The sequence below is a fragment of the Pseudoalteromonas sp. S8-8 genome, from assembly GCF_000497875.1.
In the GTDB taxonomy this organism is placed as follows: Bacteria; Pseudomonadota; Gammaproteobacteria; order Enterobacterales; family Alteromonadaceae; genus Pseudoalteromonas; species Pseudoalteromonas arctica.
On sequence record NZ_AUTR01000040.1, the window covers coordinates 29207 to 49761 of the forward strand.

Annotated in this window: 16 protein-coding genes and 5 tRNA genes; 16 read left to right on the plus strand and 5 right to left on the minus strand. The window is 38.6% G+C overall.

Annotation, left to right across the window (positions count from 1 at the left end; all coding sequences use genetic code 11):
* Positions 1-241 precede the first annotated feature (241 nt).
* From L659_RS0114070 to purF, 9 genes are all read left to right on the plus strand, one after another.
* Positions 242-1363: a 4-phosphoerythronate dehydrogenase gene (locus L659_RS0114070; protein ID WP_024590971.1), complete on the plus strand. Its 1122-nt coding sequence runs from the start codon at positions 242-244 to the stop codon at positions 1361-1363.
* A 48-nt stretch (positions 1364-1411) separates the two neighbouring features.
* Positions 1412-2428 carry an aspartate-semialdehyde dehydrogenase gene (locus L659_RS0114075; RefSeq protein WP_007586655.1) on the plus strand — a complete coding sequence of 339 codons (1017 nt, stop codon included), beginning with the start codon at positions 1412-1414 and terminating at the stop codon, positions 2426-2428.
* A gap of 354 nt (positions 2429-2782) precedes the next feature.
* The gene (locus tag L659_RS0114080) at positions 2783-6994 is read left to right on the plus strand and encodes a FimV/HubP family polar landmark protein (protein ID WP_024590972.1); all 4212 of its coding nucleotides are present in this window, start codon (positions 2783-2785) and stop codon (positions 6992-6994) included.
* Positions 6995-7142: 148 nt separating this feature from the next.
* The gene (gene truA, locus L659_RS0114085) at positions 7143-7940 is read left to right on the plus strand and encodes a tRNA pseudouridine(38-40) synthase TruA (RefSeq protein WP_024590973.1); all 798 of its coding nucleotides are present in this window, start codon (positions 7143-7145) and stop codon (positions 7938-7940) included.
* 140 nt (positions 7941-8080) lie between these two features.
* Positions 8081-8956, plus strand: a complete 876-nt coding sequence (gene accD, locus L659_RS0114090; protein WP_007376856.1) for an acetyl-CoA carboxylase, carboxyltransferase subunit beta — start codon at positions 8081-8083, stop codon at positions 8954-8956.
* A 25-nt stretch (positions 8957-8981) separates the two neighbouring features.
* On the plus strand, positions 8982-10247 hold the full coding sequence (gene folC / locus L659_RS0114095) for a bifunctional tetrahydrofolate synthase/dihydrofolate synthase (RefSeq protein WP_024590974.1): 1266 nt from the start codon (positions 8982-8984) through the stop codon (positions 10245-10247).
* 11 nt (positions 10248-10258) lie between these two features.
* Positions 10259-10900, plus strand: a complete 642-nt coding sequence (locus L659_RS0114100) for an SPOR domain-containing protein (protein WP_024590975.1) — start codon at positions 10259-10261, stop codon at positions 10898-10900.
* 195 nt (positions 10901-11095) lie between these two features.
* Positions 11096-11590 carry a CvpA family protein gene (locus L659_RS0114105; RefSeq protein ID WP_007376853.1) on the plus strand — a complete coding sequence of 165 codons (495 nt, stop codon included), beginning with the start codon at positions 11096-11098 and terminating at the stop codon, positions 11588-11590.
* 18 nt (positions 11591-11608) lie between these two features.
* Positions 11609-13135 carry an amidophosphoribosyltransferase gene (purF, locus tag L659_RS0114110; RefSeq protein WP_007580920.1) on the plus strand — a complete coding sequence of 509 codons (1527 nt, stop codon included), beginning with the start codon at positions 11609-11611 and terminating at the stop codon, positions 13133-13135.
* A 115-nt stretch (positions 13136-13250) separates the two neighbouring features.
* Here purF and L659_RS0114115 read toward each other — a convergent pair whose 3' ends face one another.
* Complete coding sequence (locus tag L659_RS0114115; protein WP_007580923.1) at positions 13251-13850, minus strand: Yip1 family protein; 600 nt, start codon at positions 13848-13850, stop codon at positions 13251-13253.
* Positions 13851-14056: 206 nt separating this feature from the next.
* Between L659_RS0114115 and miaE the strand changes: the two genes are divergently transcribed.
* The gene (gene miaE, locus L659_RS0114120) at positions 14057-14824 is read left to right on the plus strand and encodes a tRNA isopentenyl-2-thiomethyl-A-37 hydroxylase MiaE (protein ID WP_024590976.1); all 768 of its coding nucleotides are present in this window, start codon (positions 14057-14059) and stop codon (positions 14822-14824) included.
* Here miaE and L659_RS0114125 read toward each other — a convergent pair.
* The 3 genes from L659_RS0114125 to L659_RS0114135 form a co-directional block, all read right to left on the minus strand.
* Positions 14821-15606: a substrate-binding periplasmic protein gene (locus L659_RS0114125; RefSeq protein WP_024590977.1), complete on the minus strand. Its 786-nt coding sequence runs from the start codon at positions 15604-15606 to the stop codon at positions 14821-14823. The two genes, miaE and L659_RS0114125, sit on opposite strands and share 4 nt — an antisense overlap.
* Before the next feature lie 52 nt (positions 15607-15658).
* Positions 15659-16396, minus strand: a complete 738-nt coding sequence (locus tag L659_RS0114130) for a UDP-2,3-diacylglucosamine diphosphatase (RefSeq protein WP_007580929.1) — start codon at positions 16394-16396, stop codon at positions 15659-15661.
* Positions 16397-16483: 87 nt separating this feature from the next.
* The gene (locus L659_RS0114135) at positions 16484-16975 is read right to left on the minus strand and encodes a peptidylprolyl isomerase (RefSeq protein ID WP_007580931.1); all 492 of its coding nucleotides are present in this window, start codon (positions 16973-16975) and stop codon (positions 16484-16486) included.
* Positions 16976-17130: 155 nt separating this feature from the next.
* Between L659_RS0114135 and cysS the strand changes: the two genes are divergently transcribed.
* The gene (gene cysS, locus L659_RS0114140) at positions 17131-18510 is read left to right on the plus strand and encodes a cysteine--tRNA ligase (protein WP_007580933.1); all 1380 of its coding nucleotides are present in this window, start codon (positions 17131-17133) and stop codon (positions 18508-18510) included.
* A 72-nt stretch (positions 18511-18582) separates the two neighbouring features.
* Here the strand turns inward: cysS and folD are convergent, their stop codons facing one another.
* A complete protein-coding gene (folD, locus tag L659_RS0114145; protein WP_002958348.1) occupies positions 18583-19437 on the minus strand; it encodes a bifunctional methylenetetrahydrofolate dehydrogenase/methenyltetrahydrofolate cyclohydrolase FolD in 855 nt (284 codons plus the stop codon).
* A gap of 352 nt (positions 19438-19789) precedes the next feature.
* Here folD and L659_RS0114150 point away from each other — a divergent pair.
* From L659_RS0114150 to L659_RS0114170, 5 genes are all read left to right on the plus strand, one after another.
* Positions 19790-19866: transfer RNA gene (locus tag L659_RS0114150), tRNA-Pro, on the plus strand.
* Positions 19867-19921: 55 nt separating this feature from the next.
* Positions 19922-19998, plus strand: a tRNA-Arg gene (locus L659_RS0114155).
* A 23-nt stretch (positions 19999-20021) separates the two neighbouring features.
* A tRNA-His gene (locus tag L659_RS0114160) sits at positions 20022-20097 on the plus strand.
* A gap of 14 nt (positions 20098-20111) precedes the next feature.
* Positions 20112-20188 (plus strand) — tRNA-Pro (locus L659_RS0114165).
* Between the two features lie 70 nt (positions 20189-20258).
* Positions 20259-20335, plus strand: a tRNA-Pro gene (locus L659_RS0114170).
* The last annotated feature ends 220 nt before the right edge of the window (positions 20336-20555 follow it).

Sequence of the window (20555 nt, forward strand, 5' to 3'; positions counted from 1 at the left end):
AATGTAATTGACGTTTATTTTTCATAACAAAGGCCGAATCATGCTGTGATTCGGCCTTTATATATTCAATAGTAAAATTATTATCCACATAATTTAAATCCCTAATTTAAATTGCTGATTTAAAACAATCAACATAACCACTTTTAAGTATTTGTATCAGCTAAAATGCGCCTTTTTAGTTTGTGTAAAGGCTTGGTTGTTCGTTACAATGGCGCCACTTAATTGCCAAACGGACTCAGTGATGAAAATTCTTGCCGATCAAAATATGCCTTTAGTTGAGCAGTACTTTGCAGACTTTGGTGAGGTTGAGCGTTTTGATGGTCGTAAATTAACGCCTGAACAATTAATAAATGTAGATGTACTCCTTACTCGTTCAGTGACTAATGTTAATCATGAACTATTGGCACAAGCTAACAAGCTGAGCTTTGTGGGCACTGCGACAATTGGCATTGACCATATTGATACGCAATTACTACATGAAAGAAATATTGCTTTTACTAGTGCTCCTGGTTGTAATGCCGTTGCTGTAGCTGAATATGTAATTAGTAGTTTATTTGCATTAAGCCAAGAAAATGCGCGCCCATTGTGTGGTCAAACAATTGGTATTGTAGGAATGGGTAACATTGGCACGTGTTTGTCGCAAAAATTAAAAGCATTAAATGTCGACGTACTGTTATGCGATCCAATTAAGCACGAACAGGGCTTATTACAAGAGCATGTAGCGCTTGATGAGTTATTAGCGCAATCAGATGTTGTTACTTTTCATATTCCACTTATTAAAAGTGGCGAGCACAAAACGCTGCACATGATGGGTAAAGAGCGATTACAAGCACTTAAGCCTGGAACCACGCTAATTAATGCAAGCCGAGGCGACGTAATTGATAACCAAGCATTGCTTGAGGTAATGGAAGCTGGGGCTGATTTAGATATAGTACTTGATGTATGGGAAAAAGAGCCCAATATTCTAACTGAACTACTAGAGCATGTGCGTTATGCCAGTGTGCATATCGCAGGGCATACACTTGAGGGGAAAGCACGAGGTACACAAATGTTGTATCAAAAATTGTGTGACCTAAAAGGTGTAGAGGTGAGTAAATCGTTGGATGATTTTTTACCAATACCTGCTATTACAAATGCAACTGTTACGCAAAGCCTAAGCGAGCAAGATATTGCCCGTTTGGTGCATTTAATTTATGACGTACGCCGCGATGACGGAATTTTACTTCGTCATTTAGAAGGTGAGGGCTTTGATAGTTTACGTAAAAACTATCCGGTAAGGCGAGAATTTAGCACCTTATTCCTACAAGGTGAGAGCCCACAACTAGCAGCACTTAGTCAACTTGGCTTTAGCATAGCTAAATAATTATTTAACTAACGATGTTGTTTTAATGTCGTTTATAGAGGAAGAAATATGTCGCAAAAATATAACGTTGCCGTACTTGGCGCTACTGGTTTAGTAGGCCGTCAAATCATTGAAACGCTAGCAGATCGTAAGTTTCCTGTAGATCAGCTTTTTTTACTTGCGAGCAGCCGCAGCGCAGGTGAAGACATAAAGTTTCGTGGTGAGACCATTGAAGTACTTGACGTTGAAGGCTTTGATTTTAGCCAAGCGCATATAGGTTTGTTTTCTGCTGGTGGTAGTGTATCTGAAAAATATGCTCCTATTGCTGCTGATGCCGGCTGTATTGTAATCGATAATACATCGCACTTTAGAAATGATTTTGAAATCCCACTAGTGGTGCCAGAAGTTAATGCTTCAAGCCTAGCTGATTTTAGGAATCGTAATATTATTGCTAACCCTAACTGTTCAACTATTCAGATGATGTTAGCACTTAAACCAATTTATGATGCTTACGGAATAGACCGTATTAACGTATCTACTTACCAAGCTGTATCGGGCGCAGGTAAAGAAGCGGTTGATGAACTTGCAAAGCAAACAGCTAACTTGATGAATGCACGGCCTATGGATAATAAAGTATTTCCAAAGCAAATTGCATTTAACGTTATTCCTCAAATTGATAGCTTTGAGGATAATGGCTATACACGCGAAGAAATGAAAATGGTAAATGAAACTCATAAAATTTTGGGTGATACCACTATTGCAGTAAATCCTACATGTGTACGTGTTCCCGTGTTTTTTGGTCACTCAGAATCAATTAATATTGAAACGCGCATGCCTTATGACTTTGAACACGTTAAGCAACTTTTAAAAGACGCGCCTGGTGTCGAGCTAATTGATGATGAAGGTGATTACCCTACAGCAGTGTCTGACGCTAGTGGTAACGATACTGTTTATATAGGCCGATTACGTGCTGATATTTCTCATCCTCATGGATTAAACATGTGGGTTGTAAGTGATAACACTCGCAAAGGTGCTGCAACTAACAGTATTCAAATTGCAGAAGAGCTTATTGCTAATTACATGTAATAGTTAATAGCGCTAAACACACATTCGAAGCGGTAAACATTATTTGTTTGCCGCTTTTTATTTATAGAGCTTGTCAATTTTTTGCCGTTTATTTTTAAAAGTATAAAAACTGATTGATAACACTCAATAAATTAATATTTATAAAGATGTTTTAAGGCATTTATTTTCAAGGTGTTGCGATGGATATTAAGCCTTAACTGGTTTATAGTTTGTAATTGGAATAGAGCTTGCAATAAAAATAGATTGTAATAATAAATGCGAGTCAGTCATTTGGCTGATAACAGCAATAATCAACAATATTTATGCACTTAAGCTTTAAGTGTTTTGTTAATATTTAAATATTAAAGGATCAGCATGCGCGGTTTAGTTACACTTATTATATTAGCGTCTGCATTGATAGTAACGCCAGTTTACTCTCAAGACAGTACCCAATTAAAGGGGCCTAAAGGCGTTGACTATGGTGCGCAAGGGCGATCTATTGGGCCAATTAAACCAACAGACACACTTTGGCGTATAGCGGCTAAAGTGCGCCCAGATAACTCCGTCAGCATTTATCAAGTTATGCAGGCCTTGTATAACAAAAACCCCAACTCATTTTTAGAACAAAATCTTAATCATATTCAAAATGGTGCCTATTTAAAAATCCCTACTTTAGCCGAAATAAAAGGTGTAAATACACAGCTTGCAAAACAACGCTCAGAGCAAGATGATGCATTATGGGAAAAGAAAAAAAATGGCACACTTACGCAAAGCGAAATTACCTCAGCACAAACAAAAGTAACCCAAGCTCGTAAAGTCGACGTAGACGATGCCAAAAAAGAGATACAGAAAGAATTAAATGAAATAAAAACAGAGCAAAGTACTAAGCTGGTTGAGTTACAACAACAATTTAAAAATTCTGTAAGCAATGTAGAAGAAATTTTAGTTGAGAATAATAATCTTAAAAAACAATTATCAGGTATTTCAAACGAACTCGAAAACTTACGCTTACAGTTAGGACAAGACAGTGAAATTCAAAATCAATTAAAAGAACTAATTGTTAAGCAAAACGAGATTATTGCACAGCAAAAAAAACAAGAGATAGTACCAAAAGAATCGTTTGATTTAAGCTCATTATTTTCAAATCCGATAGTGCTGGGTTTATTAATGTTTATTCCTGGTCTACTGATTATTTTTGCAATTGTTATGTTTTTACGCAAACGAGCAAGTAATCAAGAAGAGCCACAAAACGATGATGACTTTTTACCACAAACCCCAATTTACACTGGCGATGATGATTTAGGCCCAAGTTTAAATGACGATCCAATTGTACCCGACCCTTTAGATGACTTGAGTGTTCAACTTGATGATAATCTCGAAAATGATATGTTGCCTGATGATGATTTAGATGACGGCCTAGATGATTTTTCAGGTGGTGAGAATTTACTCGATCAGGATGAGCTTGAAAGTCTACTAAGTGATGACATTGTTTTTGATGATGAAAATACCGATGACGATGATGAACTCGATATTTTTATGCAGCAAGGGTTTGATCAACCTTCAGATGAAAACGCTGAAGATATTGATTTAGACTTATCTGATGACTCAATAAACAATGATGAAATTCTAACTAATGACGATTTAGATAGCTTGTTTGATGAAGACGATAGTCTACCTGAGTTTGATGCACCGCAAACAAGCGAAGCTGTAGAGGATGATAGCTTAGAGTCTCATGATGAAATGGCGGCTTTAAGTGAGGAGCTTGCAGATGATGATAATTTTGATATAGATGAATTATTAGATCAAACATCAACAGAATTAGATACCTCAAGTAACACTTCAGCTGAACTTGATACAAGCGACGACTTTGATTTAGACGATATAGATAGCTTAATTGATGAAGCGAATGACCCAAAAAGTGATGTGGTAGATGACTCAATTGATGCAGAGTTACTCGACGAAGATGAACTTCTAGAAGAAAGCGACGATTTTGATTTAGATGACATAGATAGCTTAATTGATGAAGCAGCGGTTGACACTGCAGATGATTCATTAGTTGAGGAAAGCGACGATTTTGATTTAGATGACATAGATAGCTTAATTGATGAAGCAGCGGTTGACACTGCAGATGATTCATTAGTTGAGGAAAGTGATGACTTTGATTTAGACGACATAGATAACCTAATTGATGAGGCAGCAGTTGATACTGCAAATGATTCATTAGTTGAGGAAAGTGACGACTTTGATTTAGACGACATAGATAGCTTAATTGATGAGGCAGCGGTTGATACTGCAAATGATTCATTAGTTGAGGAAAGTGATGACTTTGATTTAGACGACATAGATAACCTAATTGATGAGGCAGCAGTTGATACTGCAAATGATTCATTAGTTGAGGAAAGTGACGACTTTGATTTAGACGACATAGATAGCTTAATTGATGAGGCAGCGGTTGATACTGCAGATAAATCATTAGTTGAGGAAAGTGACGACTTTGATTTAGACGACATAGATAACCTAATTGATGATGAACTAAAAAATTCAGATGTAAGAGATTCAGAAATTGATAATGCATTAGCAGACTCAGTTGAGGATTTAGCAGATGCTCAAGAAGAATTAAATGTTGATGATATTGAGTCGCTTGCTTCATCATTAAATGAAGAGCCAGAGCTTGAAGAAGAGCCTGAACTTGCAGAAGAGCTAGAGCTTGCAGAAGAGCCAGAGCTAGTAGAAAAGCCAGAGCTAGTAGAAAAGCCAGAGCTAGTAAAAGAGCCTGAGCTTTACGATGAGCCTAAGCTTGAAGAAGAGCCTGAGCTTGAAAAAGAGCCGGAGCTTGAAGAAGAGCCGGAGCTTGAAGAAGAGCCTAAGCTTTACGATGAGCCAGAGCTTGAAGAAGAGCCAGAGCTTGAAGAAGAGCCTGAGCTTGAAGAAGAACCAGAGCTTGTAGAAGAGCCAGAGTTTGCAGAAGAGCCCGAGCTTGAAGAAGAGCCAGAGTTTGCAGAAGAGCCCGAGCTTTACGATGAGCCAGAGCTTGAAGAAGAGCCTGAGCTTTTAGAAGAGCCAGAACTTATAGATGCAACGGTTGATGATTTTTCAGACACATCAGAGTCGCTTCTTGATCCTGACGATGCACTTGAAGAATATACAGATGATACTTTAAAGAGCGTTGATGAGCTTTTAAGTGAGCTACAACAGGCCACTGATGACGACTATATAGAAACACCTGATTGGTCTTTAGATGAGCTTGATGATGATCTTGAAGAAATAGAAGTTGATCTTGGTGACGATCCGCTAGCGGGCGACGATGACTCAGATCTTACTGAAATTGAAGAGCAGCTTGATAGCGAGCTTGTAACGCCAAGTGAAGAGTTGGATGAATATCCTGAACTTGAATTAGACGATGATCAATCATTATTAGAGAATGAGCCTTCGTTTGAGCCGCAAGAGCTTAAAGGAGATGTATCGAGTGATGAAAATGCAGTAGCACTTAGTCAAACAGAGAAAGATCTCGCAAATGCGCTTATGGCAGATGTTGATTTAGATAGTTTAGAAGATGATTTTGATGATGAACTATTAATTGATAATGACTTCTCTGAATTAGAAACTGAAACGGAGATTGAAGATGAGTCGCTTGATGATGATTTACTTCAAGAAATTAATAATGAGGTTGATTCTGTTGAACCACCAAGTATTGAAGATGACATCAAACCTCTTAACCTTGATGAAGTTCAAGAAACATTAGAAAGTGAGTTGCCATTTACCCCTGAAGAATTACAAGGGGATGATTTAGATGGTGAGGCACCGGGAGTCGCTTCCAGCCAAGCTGAGCAAGATTTAGCAAACGCACTTATGGCAGATGCTGATTTAGATAGTTTAGAAAATGATTTTGATGATGAGATTTTAATTGAAAATGATTTTTCTGAATTAGATGCTGAATTTGACGAAGATAGTTTAGAGCAAGCGCTAACTGATGAGTTATCAGACGAATCGCAAGAGCAAACAAATGCAGAGCGCGAAGTACAGTTAACAAGCTTAGATGAAGTGGGTAGCACTGATATTAGCTCTGACGACGAACTTGATGAAGAGTTTATGTCGAATTTGACGCAAACTGATTTTGATTCATTACTTAGTGAGTTAGCAGAGCCTGAAGACTTAAGTGTTGATGACAGCAGTGAATTTGATGTTGACTTTGACAGCTTGCTAAAAGAAGACTTAGAGACAGATGATTCATTAACTACAAAAGAGTCACTTGTTGAAGGTAGTGATGTTGAGCAACTTGATAATGACGAATTTGTAGATATTGATTCATTATTAGAAGAAAGTGACGACGCTGAACTTGAACACGAACCTTACACCGACGTTAATATGGATGTCGGTTTGAGTGAGTTTGATGCATTACTTGCAGGTGATAACCCAACGGATGTTGATGCTGAAAGTGGTGGCTACTCAGCTAAACTTGATTTAGCGCGTGCTTATATTGAAATTGATGATTTTGATTCTGCGCTTAAAGTTATTGAGGATGTCATTAACAAAGGTCCTGAAGAAGTTCAAGAGGAAGCACTTAGCTTAAAAGCTAAACTAAAATAATTAAAATGTTTATAAGAACCCGTATCTAGCTTAGCTAAATACGGGTTTTTTTATGTGTATTGGTTTGATTACGACAGGTCTCCTTTTATTGCATCGTTAGATAGCATAAAATGCCTCGTTCATTAGCACAGTAGGTAAAACAGTAATTATGCGAGTAGCACTTGGAGTTGAATACAACGGCGCACGTTATAGTGGTTGGCAGCGTCAATCACATGTAAATAGCGTACAGCAAGAAGTAGAAAAAGCGTTGTCGCGTATTTGTAATCATCCTGTTGAAGTTATATGTGCAGGGCGTACAGATGCTGGTGTGCACGGTACAGGCCAAGTAATACACTTTGAAACGCAAGCCGATCGCGATATGGTCGCATTTACACTAGGTATGAATACTTTAATGCCTAAAGATATTGCTATTCGCTTTGCCCAACCGGTTGCTGATGACTTTCATGCCCGTTTTAGTGCTACAGCCCGTCGTTATCGCTATGTTATTTATAACTCCCCCCTACGAGGTGCGGTATTAAACGAGGGTGTTACGCATTTTCATCATCATCTTGATGAAACAAAGATGCAAGAGGCGTGTCAGTACTTAATAGGTAAACACGATTACACCTCTTTTAGAGCGATACATTGCCAAGCGAATACACCGACAAGAACAATTCATCATCTGTCGGTACAGCGCCAAGGTACTTACGTTATTATTGATATTAAAGCGAATGCATTTTTACATCACATGGTACGTAATATCACAGGCAGCTTAATGGATGTTGGTTTACATAAACAACAACCTATATGGATAAAAGAGTTACTTGATTGTAAAGAACGCGCAAAGGCCAGTGCTACCGCTAAGGCTGCTGGTTTGTATTTAGTGGATGTTGACTACCCTGAGCAATTTAATATTCCTCAAACACCTTTAGGCCCTTTATTTTTGCCTGATATAGATGTGGTATAAGTACTTTTTATGAGCACTTTTAACTACTAAGACCAGTTTTTTATACCGCGTTAGTGTAATTCATGTTTTAATTGAAAAAATTTGTCTGCTAATTGCTATTAGCAGGCTCGCGACACAGAACAGTATTAAGAGAGTTGCAAATGAGTTGGCTAGAAAAAATCTTACCTAAAACGACAAAATCATCAGGTCGTAAAGAAATCCCAGAAGGTGTTTGGGCTAAGTGTACATCGTGTGATTCAATTTTATATAAAGCTGAATTAGAAAAGTCATTAAACGTATGTCCTAAGTGTGACCATCACATGCGTGTTAGTGGCCGTAAGCGCCTAGAGCACTTTTTAGATGAAGGTGATCGTCAAGAGCTTGGTACACAACATGAGCCTAAAGACATTCTTAAGTTTAAAGATTCTAAAAAGTACTCTGACCGTATCAGTGCAGCCCAAAAAGCAAGTGGTGAAAAAGATGCACTTGTAGCTATGAAAGGCCGATTAAAAGGTATTCCAGTGGCAGCGGTAGCATTTGAGTTCTCATTTATGGGTGGTTCAATGGCTTCTGTTGTTGGCGCTCGCTTTGTTGATGCTGTTGATCAATGTTTAGAGCATAACATGCCGCTTATTTGTTTTTCTGCATCAGGCGGAGCACGTATGCAAGAAGCGCTTATGTCGCTTATGCAAATGGCTAAAACAAGTGCTGCACTTGCAAAAATGACGGAAAAAGGTCTTCCATTTATTTCAGTAATGACCGACCCGACAATGGGTGGTGTATCTGCATCACTTGCTATGCTGGGTGATATTAACGTTGCTGAACCTAAAGCGTTAATTGGTTTTGCAGGTCCTCGTGTTATTGAGCAGACTGTTCGCGAAACATTACCTGAAGGTTTTCAGCGTAGTGAATTTTTGCTAGAACATGGTGCAATTGACATGATTATTGACCGCCGTGAAATGCGCGATACCCTTGCACGCATTTTAGCTAAATTTATGAACTTGCCTTCTACGGAACAAGAGCATAGAGTAGCGTAAATTTCAGCTTTACTGATTACACGCTATGACAAAAACAATTCCTAGCCAATCATCAAGCCTTGATGATTGGCTTTTTTATTTAGAAAGTGTTCACCCAGCTAACATTGCAATGGGCCTAGAACGAGTTGCTAATGTTGCCAACAATATTGGCCTTTTAAACACTCCAAGTAAAATTATTCTTATTGCCGGTACAAACGGTAAGGGCACCACTGCACGTTGCTTAGAGTCGCTATTGCTAGCGCAAGGTTTTAGCGTGGGTACTTACGCATCTCCTCATTTAATTCGTTATAACGAGCGTGTACGAGTTAATGGCGAAGAACTGGCAGACCAATTTCATATAGATGCTTTTCACCAGCTTGAGCAAGGCCGTAAAGACACTCCTCTGACTTATTTTGAATATGGTACTTTGGGTGCGTTGGCAATTTTTAAACGCTGTAAGGTCGATTATGTATTACTAGAGGTTGGTCTAGGCGGGCGCTTTGATGCTACAAATATAGTAACTCCCTTTGCAAGCGTGATCACCACTATCGATTTAGATCATAAAGAGTACCTAGGTGATACACGAGAGTTAGTGGCTTATGATAAAGCCGGTATTTTTCGTGAAAATACGCCTGCTATTATAGGGGATTTAAATATTCCTCACACAATGACTGATTACGGCAAAGAAATTAATGCCAATATGACGTTGTCGGGCAGTGACTTTATTTTCAAAGAGAATGCTGAGAGCTTTAATTGGCAATATAAAGAACATAATCTTGTAATAGATAAGCCAGCAATACCGTGTCAAAATGCAGCAACTGCGTTAACTGCGCTAAGTGTTTTAAGCTTATTACCTAGTGAGCAAGTCATACGAAGTTGCCTCGCTAATTTAGTTGTAGAAGGGCGGTTTCAGCAGTTAAGCGCTGAGCCTTTAGTCTTTACCGATGTAGCACATAACCCTGAGTCGGCGCGTTATTTAGCCAATAAGTTATCAAGCTATAAAGATAAAGGCTTTAAAATTCATGCATTAGCCGCTATGCTTGCTGATAAAGATAAAGTGGGTGTACTTAAAGAAGTAAGTCACTTGGTCGATGAGTGGTCATTAGCGAGCTTAAGTGGTCCGCGAGGCGACACTGCAAGTAATTTACAAAATGCGCTGCAGGGTATATCTCATCATAATACTATCAATAGCTATGATAGTGTGGCACAGGCACTGAGTGTAATTTTACCAAAACAACAAAGTGATACTATGTTGATTGTATTTGGTTCATTTTTTACAGTGGCCGGCGCTATTAATTACTTTAAAAAATAGAGAGGATGTCGGTGAACTCAAGTTTTATTAATCGCTTAGTCGGAACAAGTATAGTAGTGATCGCAGCAATTGTGTTTATCCCTAATATACTCGATGGCGAAAAAGTGCATTATAAAGAGGGCTTTAAAGCGATACCTGATCGCCCTGAGTTCAAAACAATCGATCTTCAAGAGTCAATTGATGAAAACATGGCTAATGCTGAGCCACTAAAACAAGATGAAATTGAAGATATTCAAGCTGACGATGAAGCTTTTGAGCAGCAAAACGCTATGGATGAGAGTGACTACGCTGTAGAGAATAAAGTTGTTGAAGCGACTATTGAACCCAAAGCTACACCGATCACTAAGGCACCGGTTCAGGCTAAACCAAAACCTATTGCGCCTCGTAAAAGTGATGAAAACCTAACAAGTATGGCTTACGTTATTCAATTAGGTAGTTTTTCACATGTTGCAAATGTAAAAGCATTACAGGCTAAATTAAAAGTTGAAGGGTTTAAAACGTTTACTAAACCGATTAAAACCCCAAATGGGACGTTAACCAAGGTATTTGTTGGTCCTTCGCTTGATAAAAATGAATTACAAAAGCAGCTTCCCCAACTGAAAGAGCTTACTAAATTAAATGGTAAAGTTACGCAATACGAAGTAACAAAATAATTAAAAAAAGGCTTGTATCACAAGCCTTTTTTTATTTATTTATATTTGTTTTTACCATTATCTTTATCTCACAATACCCATTCTATAATGTTAATTTTTTGTATTGACTACAACCCAGTAATCTCCCGTTTAAACTTGCATACTAACGATGTTTGGGTATAGAATGCGCCCCAAATTAGCGACTAATTGGTTCTTATGATCTGGGTTGATTACGCCATTATTGGCATCATTGCATTGTCTACCATCATCGGTTTAATACGCGGCTTTGTAAAAGAAGCAATGTCATTAGCGGTATGGGCTGGCGCCTTTATCATCTCTAGCTTATTTTACCAATATTTAGCTTCCTTCCTAACAACCATTTCTGAACCCCTTTTAAGAAATGCTGCGGCCATAGCCATATTATTCTTTGCGACGCTACTGTTAGGCGGTTTACTAAACTATATTTTAGGTGAGCTTGTACATCGTACTGGTTTATCGGGTACCGACCGTGTTTTTGGCATAGTGTTTGGTGCTCTACGAGGCGTGTTGGTCGTGAGCGCGTTACTCTTCTTTCTTGATGCTTTTACTGGTGCACCCAATACGCACTGGTGGGGCAATTCTATTTTGATTCCAGAATTTGGCTTTGTTGTTGAATGGTTCTTTTCGTACCTAGAAAACAACTCGAGCTTTTTAAATTCAGTAAACCGTTAATCGGCGAGGATAAATTACATGTGTGGTATCGTTGGAATAGTCGGAACATCCCCTGTGAATCAGGCGATTTATGATGGCTTAACTGTTTTGCAGCACCGTGGTCAAGATGCCGCGGGTATCATTACCATTGAGAATAATACGTTTAGCTTGCGCAAAGCAAATGGCTTAGTGAAAGATGCCTTTCACACACGTCATATGAAACGACTACAAGGTACAATTGGTCTTGGCCATGTGCGCTATCCTACAGCAGGATCTTCAAGCTCATCTGAAGCACAGCCTTTTTATGTTAACTCACCGTTTGGTATAGCACTTGCCCATAATGGCAACCTTACTAATGCAGAAGCTTTAAAAGAGCAGTTATTCTCAGAAGCACGTCGTCACGTTAATACAACATCAGACTCTGAAATTTTACTTAATATCATGGCACATGAATTAAGCAAATCTGATAAGTTGCATTTAGACCCTGAAGATATTTTTACTGCGGTAACCGAAGTAAACAATAAAGTAAGCGGTGGTTATGCAACTATTGCTATGATTATCGGCCACGGCATTGTTGCTTTTCGCGACCCTAATGGTATTCGCCCACTTGTATTTGGTAAACGCGAAACCGAAAAAGGTACTGAGTACATGTTTGCCTCAGAAAGCGTTGCGTTGAAACCGGACGGTTTTGAGTTTGTACGTGATGTAGCCCCTGGTGAAGCTATATATGTTACAGAAGAAGGTGAATTCCATTCACTTAGTTGTGCTGATAAGGCATCTTACTCGCCGTGTATTTTTGAATTTGTTTATTTTGCTCGACCTGACTCAACAATAGACCGTATGTCTGTGTACGCAACACGCGTAAACATGGGGACTAAACTAGGCGAAAAAATTGCACGTGAATGGGCTGACAAAGATATTGATGTAGTTATCCCAATACCAGAAACTTCATGTGATGTAGCACTGGAAATTGCACGTGTGCTTGATTTACCGTATCGCCAAGGTTTTGTTAAAAACCGTTATATTGGTCGTACATTTATCATGCCTGGCCAAGAGATGCGTAAAAAATCAGTGCGTCAAAAGCTAAACGCAATTGATCGCGAGTTTAAAGGTAAAAACGTATTATTAGTTGATGACTCAATTGTTCGTGGTACAACATCAGCACAAATTGTTGAAATGGCCCGAGAGTCTGGCGCTAAAAACGTTTACTTTGCATCAGCGGCACCTGAAATACGCTTCCCTAATGTGTACGGTATTGATATGCCTTCAGCAGCTGAGCTTATTGCTCACGGACGTGAAGTAGAAGATATTAATGCAAGTATTGGTTCTGACGGTTTAATCTTTCAATCGTTAAAAGATTTAATAGCTGCGGTTAGCCAAGAAAATCCTGAAATTACTAAGTTTGAAACTTCAGTATTTGATGGCCAATATATTACTGGCGATATTGATCAAAACTATTTAAATCGTATTGATAAGCTACGTAACGATTCAGCAAAAAGCACCCGAGAAAGTGCGATGTCTTCAGGTTTAGAGATACACAACCAAGACGAAAATGAAGCTGATTAATAGTTAGTTAACAAAAAGTCGTTACACAAAAAAAAGGAGCTAATTAGCTCCTTTTTTGCGAAGGAAAGAAAGGGAACATTTCTATCAAACACGACTCTTTATTAGGTGAAATTTATTAAGTAAACATTGGGCTAACAATCCCATTTGTCCAAAGCATAGCTGTTACAGCTAAAATAATAACCAGTAATATTAATCCACACGTTACTACCGAGCTGGCGTAAATAAAGCCACGCTCTTCTGGGATATGCATAAGTATTGGTACGCCGGTGTAGAGTAAATAAACCGAGTAAGCCAGTGCAATAATTCCAATACACACTACAAACCAAAGTACAGGCCAAAAAGCGGCGAGTGCCGACATAAACACTGGTGTTGCAGTATATGCTGCAAGTTCAAGTGTTTGTGTAAATGTAGGTTTAGAGCCAAATGTAACCGCCATCCAATGGGCTAAATACGCCAATGCAAAAACACCCGCTATTAAAGCAAAATACATTGCACCTGCAATTAGCAGTGCACTATCGTGCGTTAAAAATACGGGATTGCCTGCACCTATACTCCATCCTAAATAAACAGATGAGTAGTAGCCCATTATTGAAGGAAATAAAGCAATCAGTAAAATATGCGACAAACTATAGGTTAAACTTTCATGGCGATTATCTATTGTTTGCCATTCTTCAAGTGGGTGAGCATAAATGCCCCAGAGGTGATTTAGTATCATAGTACTTACTCCATAAAAGGAACGTATTATTGTTTTGGTTGGTTTATTTTTATACAGTCTATGTACAGTTATGGTTCACTTATTTTGCAAAGTCAAGTTAACTCGTTATTAACATTTAGACGCAGATAAGGGCTTTGATTTATCCCAAGCAAAATTTCGTGTTAAAATAACGGTCTATCAAATTTATTTAGTAATGAGCAGTCAACGTGCCACATAGCCAACTTTTAGAGCCGATTAATAACTTTTTATTGTGTACCACCCCAGAGCAATGGGTAGAGCAAGCAATTAAAAAAGAAAACTTATCAGTCATTTTAATAGATCACTTAATTTGTGAATTAAAAGCAGCTCAAAGTGCGATGTTTTTAATACGTAAATACGCGGTAGATAAAGAGGGTAGTGATGCATTACTCGAGTGGCTAAAGCCATTTGAAACGCTTATTTACAAACGAGAAGGGAATTGGCGCGATCTGGCTGCTAAAAATAAGCTCACTAAATCAATAATTCCTAAATCGAGTTCTCCATACGGGCAAGGTCTAATCGATAAAATGGTTTTGCTGATAAAAGAAGAGCTGCATCACTTTTATCAAGTGCTCGAAATTATGGACGAGTACGGTGTTGAGTATCAAAGTATTACACCATGTCGTTACGCAAAAGGTATGCTTCGTCATGTTAAAACGTTCGAGCCCGATGCATTAGTCGATAAGCTAATAGTAGGCGCTTATATTGAGGCGCGTTCGTGTGAGCGTTTTGCAAAGCTTGCACCGCATGTTGACAAACGTTTATGTGATTTTTATATTTCGTTGTTACGTTCAGAAGCGCGTCATTACCAAGATTATTTAACTTTAGCGCAAGAAATTGCTGATTTTGATATTACCGAACGCGTAAACTTTTTTGGTGAAAAAGAAAAAGAGCTAATTTCTACAACCGATACTGATTTTAAATTTCACAGCGGTGTTCCAATAGCGCAAAGCTAATTTTCTTTTAAGAAATTAATATACTCTGCTATTTTCTGATTGCTGAAATTATGTTTTTTCATAATTTTAGCAATGCATCCATTTTTAGTTATTATATCAATTCCTCTATTAAATTTTTGTAAGTATTCTTTGGCTCTATAATTTGATTTAGAGACAACTAAATATAGTTTATGAGAAGCAAGAACTGGCGATAAGTACTCAATATTATTATCATCTGAATCTTCGGTTTTAGTGTGTTCAAGCCAGTAATTTCCAACCTCTTTAGTACCCGCGACTAAATCAATACGCCCTTGTTGTAGTAAATATAAGCTTGTAGGAAGGCTTTTAGTGGACGTTATTGCCAGCTCCGTATTTCTAGCAAACTCTTGGCTTACAACGGCATTGTCTTCTATACCAATACTATAAGGTGTTAATGATTGAACTGTACCGTCGAAATTAATAACACTCTTTTTTCGTTTGAAAACTCCTGAGTGAGCAACTGCAAGTGGACGAGAGTAGTAAAAAACTTCATTTCTTTTTAATGAATAAAAAGCACCTAAAATAGCGGTTTTTCTGTTTTTTTCTAATAGCTTTAAAGCGCGATCCCATGTCGTGAATTCTGGTTCGCTATTAATACCTTGCGTTTTAAGAGCTGATTCGGCTATTTCATATAGCCAGCCATTACTAGGTAGGTTTTCGCTAAAATAGGGAGGATAGTTTTCTGTAACAATTTGCCATGTTTGCTTGCTAAATACTTGTGTAGGAATGGCAATTACTACGATGAAAATTAACAGCTTAATCATTCAACCTCTCACTATTATTCATATATAGATAAATAATAGTCAGAATTTTAAATTATGCGAAAGGCGTGCTAATTAATTCTTGTGATTGAGGGGTAACGACTAAATAAGAACCTTGGGTATACCAGTCACCTAGCACTGTGCGAGTAAGTGTTTGTTCATTAACTTTATACGTATGAACATTAGGGCGGTGAGTATGACCATGAATCATATTCGTAACGTTATGTTTGGCAAAGGTGGCAAGTACAGCCTCATCGACAACGTCTAAAATTTCGATAGGTTTATCAGCTTGGCTTAACTTACTTTTTTCGCGGGCATTACGCGCTATTTTTTTACGATACCAAAGCGGCATTGCAAGCATCAATTTTGGCCACCACCAACCACGGCTCTTTTTACGAAAGTTTTGATATTCAGTGTCTTGAGTGCACATTTCGTCGCCATGTAAAATAACGGTAGGCGTGCCATATAAATCAATGACCGTTTGTTCATCGAGTAATGTCATTGCGGCCATGTCGGCATATTGCTTGCGCATAATGAAATCACGATTGCCATGTATAAAATAAACAGGTGTGCCACCATCATTAACGGCGCTTAAATGTTTTGCTACATCGGCACTCAGTGCAGTAATGTAGTCATCTCCAACCCATACTTCAAAAAAATCACCCAAAATATAAAGTGCATCTACATCTTTATTTAATATATGTGTATTTAAAAAGTCAAAAAATGCAGCGCTAATGTCGGGGCGGTTTTCGCTTAGGTGTAAATCTGCAATAAAGTAAGTTTGGCGAGTCATAGGTCAGTCTATTCTAGTTTTAAAAAAACGGGCATATACTAATAGTATACACCCGCTTATATACTCACATAATATGAGTAAACGTTACTAGTTAACAGTAACGCTTTCGATGATCACATCTTCAAGAGGTACGTCTTGGTGAAAACCAGTACTACCTGTTGCAACTGCTTTAATCTTATTTACTACGTCCATGCCTTCTACTACTTCAGCAAAAACACAATAACCCCAACCTTGCGATGTTTCGCTGCTGTGGTTTAAAAAGTCGTTGTTGTTCACGTTAATGAAAAACTGTGCTGTAGCTGAATGAGGATCAGGTGTACGTGCCATAGCTAAAGTGCCTACTTTATTAGACAGGCCATTATTAGCTTCATTCTGAATTGGGTCGTTTACTTCTTTTTGTTCCATACCTGGAACAAAACCACCGCCTTGAACCATAAAACCATCGATTACACGATGAAAGATAGTGCCGTTGAAAAAATCAGCATTTGCATACTCTAAAAAGTTTTTAACTGTGTTTGGAGCTTCTTGCTCAAACATTTTAATGGTGATGTCACCAAAATTCGTGTGTAGAACAACCATGTGTTTTCCTATGTCCGGTTTAAATATTGGCGCTATTTTATCGTAGTTGGCTAAGATTAACAAAGTAGATGTTTGGTTTGTTATAAAGCGCTAGAGCAGGGGCTTTTCAAGTGGTAACATAACTGTTCAAGTAAATAGTCAAGGACTCAAAGTAAATGGTAAATATATACAACACACTCACGCGACAAAAAGAGCAATTTAAACCTATGGTCGAAGGAAAAATCGACATGTATGTGTGTGGTATCACCATTTATGATTACTGCCATATTGGACACGCTCGTACTTTTGTAGGTTTTGACGTTATTGTGCGCTACTTACGCCATATTGGTTACGATTTAAAATATGTACGTAACATTACAGATATCGACGATAAAATAATTAAACGTGCGAACGAAAATGGTGAGTCAATAAACGACTTAACTGTGCGCATGACTAAAGCGATGCATGAAGATTTTGATAGCCTAAATATGCTACGCCCAGATATTGAGCCAACAGTTACAAGCCATATGGACGAAATTATCGTTATGGTTAAGCGCTTGATTGAAAAAGGCCATGCCTATGTTGCAGCCGACGGCGATGTTTTGTTTGATGTATCAACGTTTGAGCAATACGGTGCACTTTCTCAGCAAGATTTAACTATGTTGCAATCAGGTTCTCGCGTTGAAGTGGCGCAAGATAAAGACGATCCACTTGATTTTGTGTTATGGAAAAAAGCAAAAGCAGGTGAACCATCATGGTCATCACCTTGGGGTGAAGGGCGTCCGGGTTGGCATATTGAATGTTCGGCAATGAGCTCAAAGCACTTAGGTGAGCATTTTGATATTCACGGTGGGGGGTCTGATTTACAGTTTCCACATCATGAAAACGAAATTGCCCAATCGTGCTGTGCAAACAACGGCAAGTATGTAAATACATGGATACATACTGGCATGGTTCAAGTAAACAAAGAAAAAATGTCTAAGTCGTTAGATAACTTCTTTACAGTGCGTGAAGTTTTAAAAGCATACGATCCTGAATCTGTTCGTTACTTTTTAATTTCAGGTCATTACCGCAGCCAACTAAATTACTCACAAGAAAATTTAGACCAAGCGCGTTCATCACTTGAGCGCATTTATACAGCGCTTCGTGATGTCGAACCGGTAGAGTGCGATTTAGAAGGTAATGAGTTTGTTGCTAAATTTAGAAAAGCAATGAATGACGACTTTAATACACCAGAAGCACTACCTGTGTTGTTCGAACTTGCTAAAGAATTAAACCGCGTAAAAGAAAGTGACGCAGTTCAAGCTGGGCAACTTGCGTTTATATTACGCAGTATTGGTAACGTTTTAGGGGTTGCTCAACAAGCACCGGAAGCCTTTTTACAAGGCGGGCAAGATGACGACGAAGTTGCGACAATTGAAGCATTAATTGTGAAACGTAATGAAGCACGTGCAAGTAAAAACTGGGCTGCTGCTGATGAAGCACGTGATGCGCTTAATGCGTTAGGTGTAATACTTGAAGATTCAGCCGGTAAAACAACGTGGCGTAAAGCGTAAGCGTTTAAAGTAATTCACGTTCAACTAAAAAAGGGTTGCCAAATGGCAACCCTTTTTTGATTTTTTAACAGCTTAGCTGTGATATTTCTCACACGCTTCAAGTGTGTTTTCAATTAAGCTCGCGACCGTCATCGGGCCAACGCCACCTGGTACAGGTGTAATAAAATGCGCTTTTTGTTCAGCCACACTGTATTGAACATCACCAACTAATTTACCCGTGTCTAAACGGTTAATGCCTACATCGATGACTATAGCGCCTTCTTTTATCCAATCTCCAGGTATAAATTCAGGTTTACCTACAGCCACAACTAATAAGTCAGCGCGGCGAACATGCGTTTCTAAGTCTTGAGTAAACTTATGGCATACTGTGGTAGTACAACCCGCCAATAAAAGCTCTAACGACATTGGACGACCAACAATATTTGACGCGCCAACGACAACTGCATGCATCCCTTTATAACGTACACCCGTTGAATCAAGTAATGTAATAATACCTTTAGGGGTACATGGGCGAAGGGCAGGCATACGCTGTGCTAATCGACCAATGTTATATGGATGAAATCCATCAACATCTTTATGTGGGGTAATGCGTTCTAAAATCTTTTCAGCATCAAGACCTTTTGGCAGTGGTAACTGCACTAAAATTCCATCAACTTCGGCATCATTATTTAGCTCGTCAATTAAATCTAAAAGAGTTTGCTCTTGCGTGTCTGCTGGTAAATCAAATGATTTGGATATAAAACCTACTTCTTCACAGGCTTTACGTTTTGAACCAACATAAACTTGGCTTGCTGGATCAAGTCCAACAAGTACTACTGCAAGTCCTGGTGCACGTAAACCATTTGCTACACGTTCACTTACGCGTTCTGCTACAGCGCTACGTACTTGTTTTGCGATTGCCTTACCATCAATGATGTTTGCCGTCATGGGTGACCTTTAATTGGGGTTAATTAACTAGATACCGATACTCTAAAAACGAATGCATAATAAAATAGGGGTAAAAATGCTAATAAAGAAAACATACTCTTTATTTAACTCGTTTTATAATGTGCCTACTATTTTCGCAGAAAAGCATAGCAGCGCCAAGTTGCTTTTAATGTATATAACATTTGAGTTATTAAATAGTTTAAATTTCAGCCTACTATTGTAATATTTAACCATTGTGCACTAAAAATGAGCACTTGATTGGTTTTATTAAAAAAACGTTTGACCTAACCCCGTCAAATCACTATTATGCACCCCGTTGTCAACGAGGTCACTCGCTAACAATAATAAGTTTCGGCGATTAGCGCAGTTTGGTAGCGCACTTGGTTTGGGTCCAAGGGGTCGCAGGTTCAAATCCTGCATCGCCGACCATTTTTATAATTTATTATAATCGAATAGCTTATTGGTAAACTATGAAGTTTTCGATGCGCCCATAGCTCAGCTGGATAGAGCAACGCCCTTCTAAGGCGTGGGTCGAAGGTTCGAATCCTTCTGGGTGCACCATTTGAAAACATGTAAATATAGCGGTGATTGTAGCTCAGTTGGTAGAGCCCCGGATTGTGATTCCGGTTGTCGTGGGTTCGAGCCCCATCAGTCACCCCATTTACAACGAATATCGGCGATTAGCGCAGTTTGGTAGCGCACTTGGTTTGGGTCCAAGGGGTCGCAGGTTCAAATCCTGCATCGCCGACCATTTTCTTAAAATGGTCTTAAACTCCCAGTTTAAGTGTTCAGTATGAAAAAAGAAGTTAAATCTTCAATGTCGGCGATTAGCGCAGTTTGGTAGCGCACTTGGTTTGGGTCCAAGGGGTCGCAGGTTCAAATCCTGCATCGCCGACCATTTTCTTATCTAATAAGAATAATAAGTAAATTCCTCTAAGTTATAAATCTAAATCTGTTAGCCTATAATTCTATTAAATAATTTCTACTTTAATCCATTCAATGTCTAGTTAGCCTGTTTTTTATTCAGTTAGTCTCTATAGTCCCTTATCTAGTCCAAATAATTGCCCCCTATACTCGACTATCATAAATATTAGGTTATAATGCCGCGTCTATTGTTT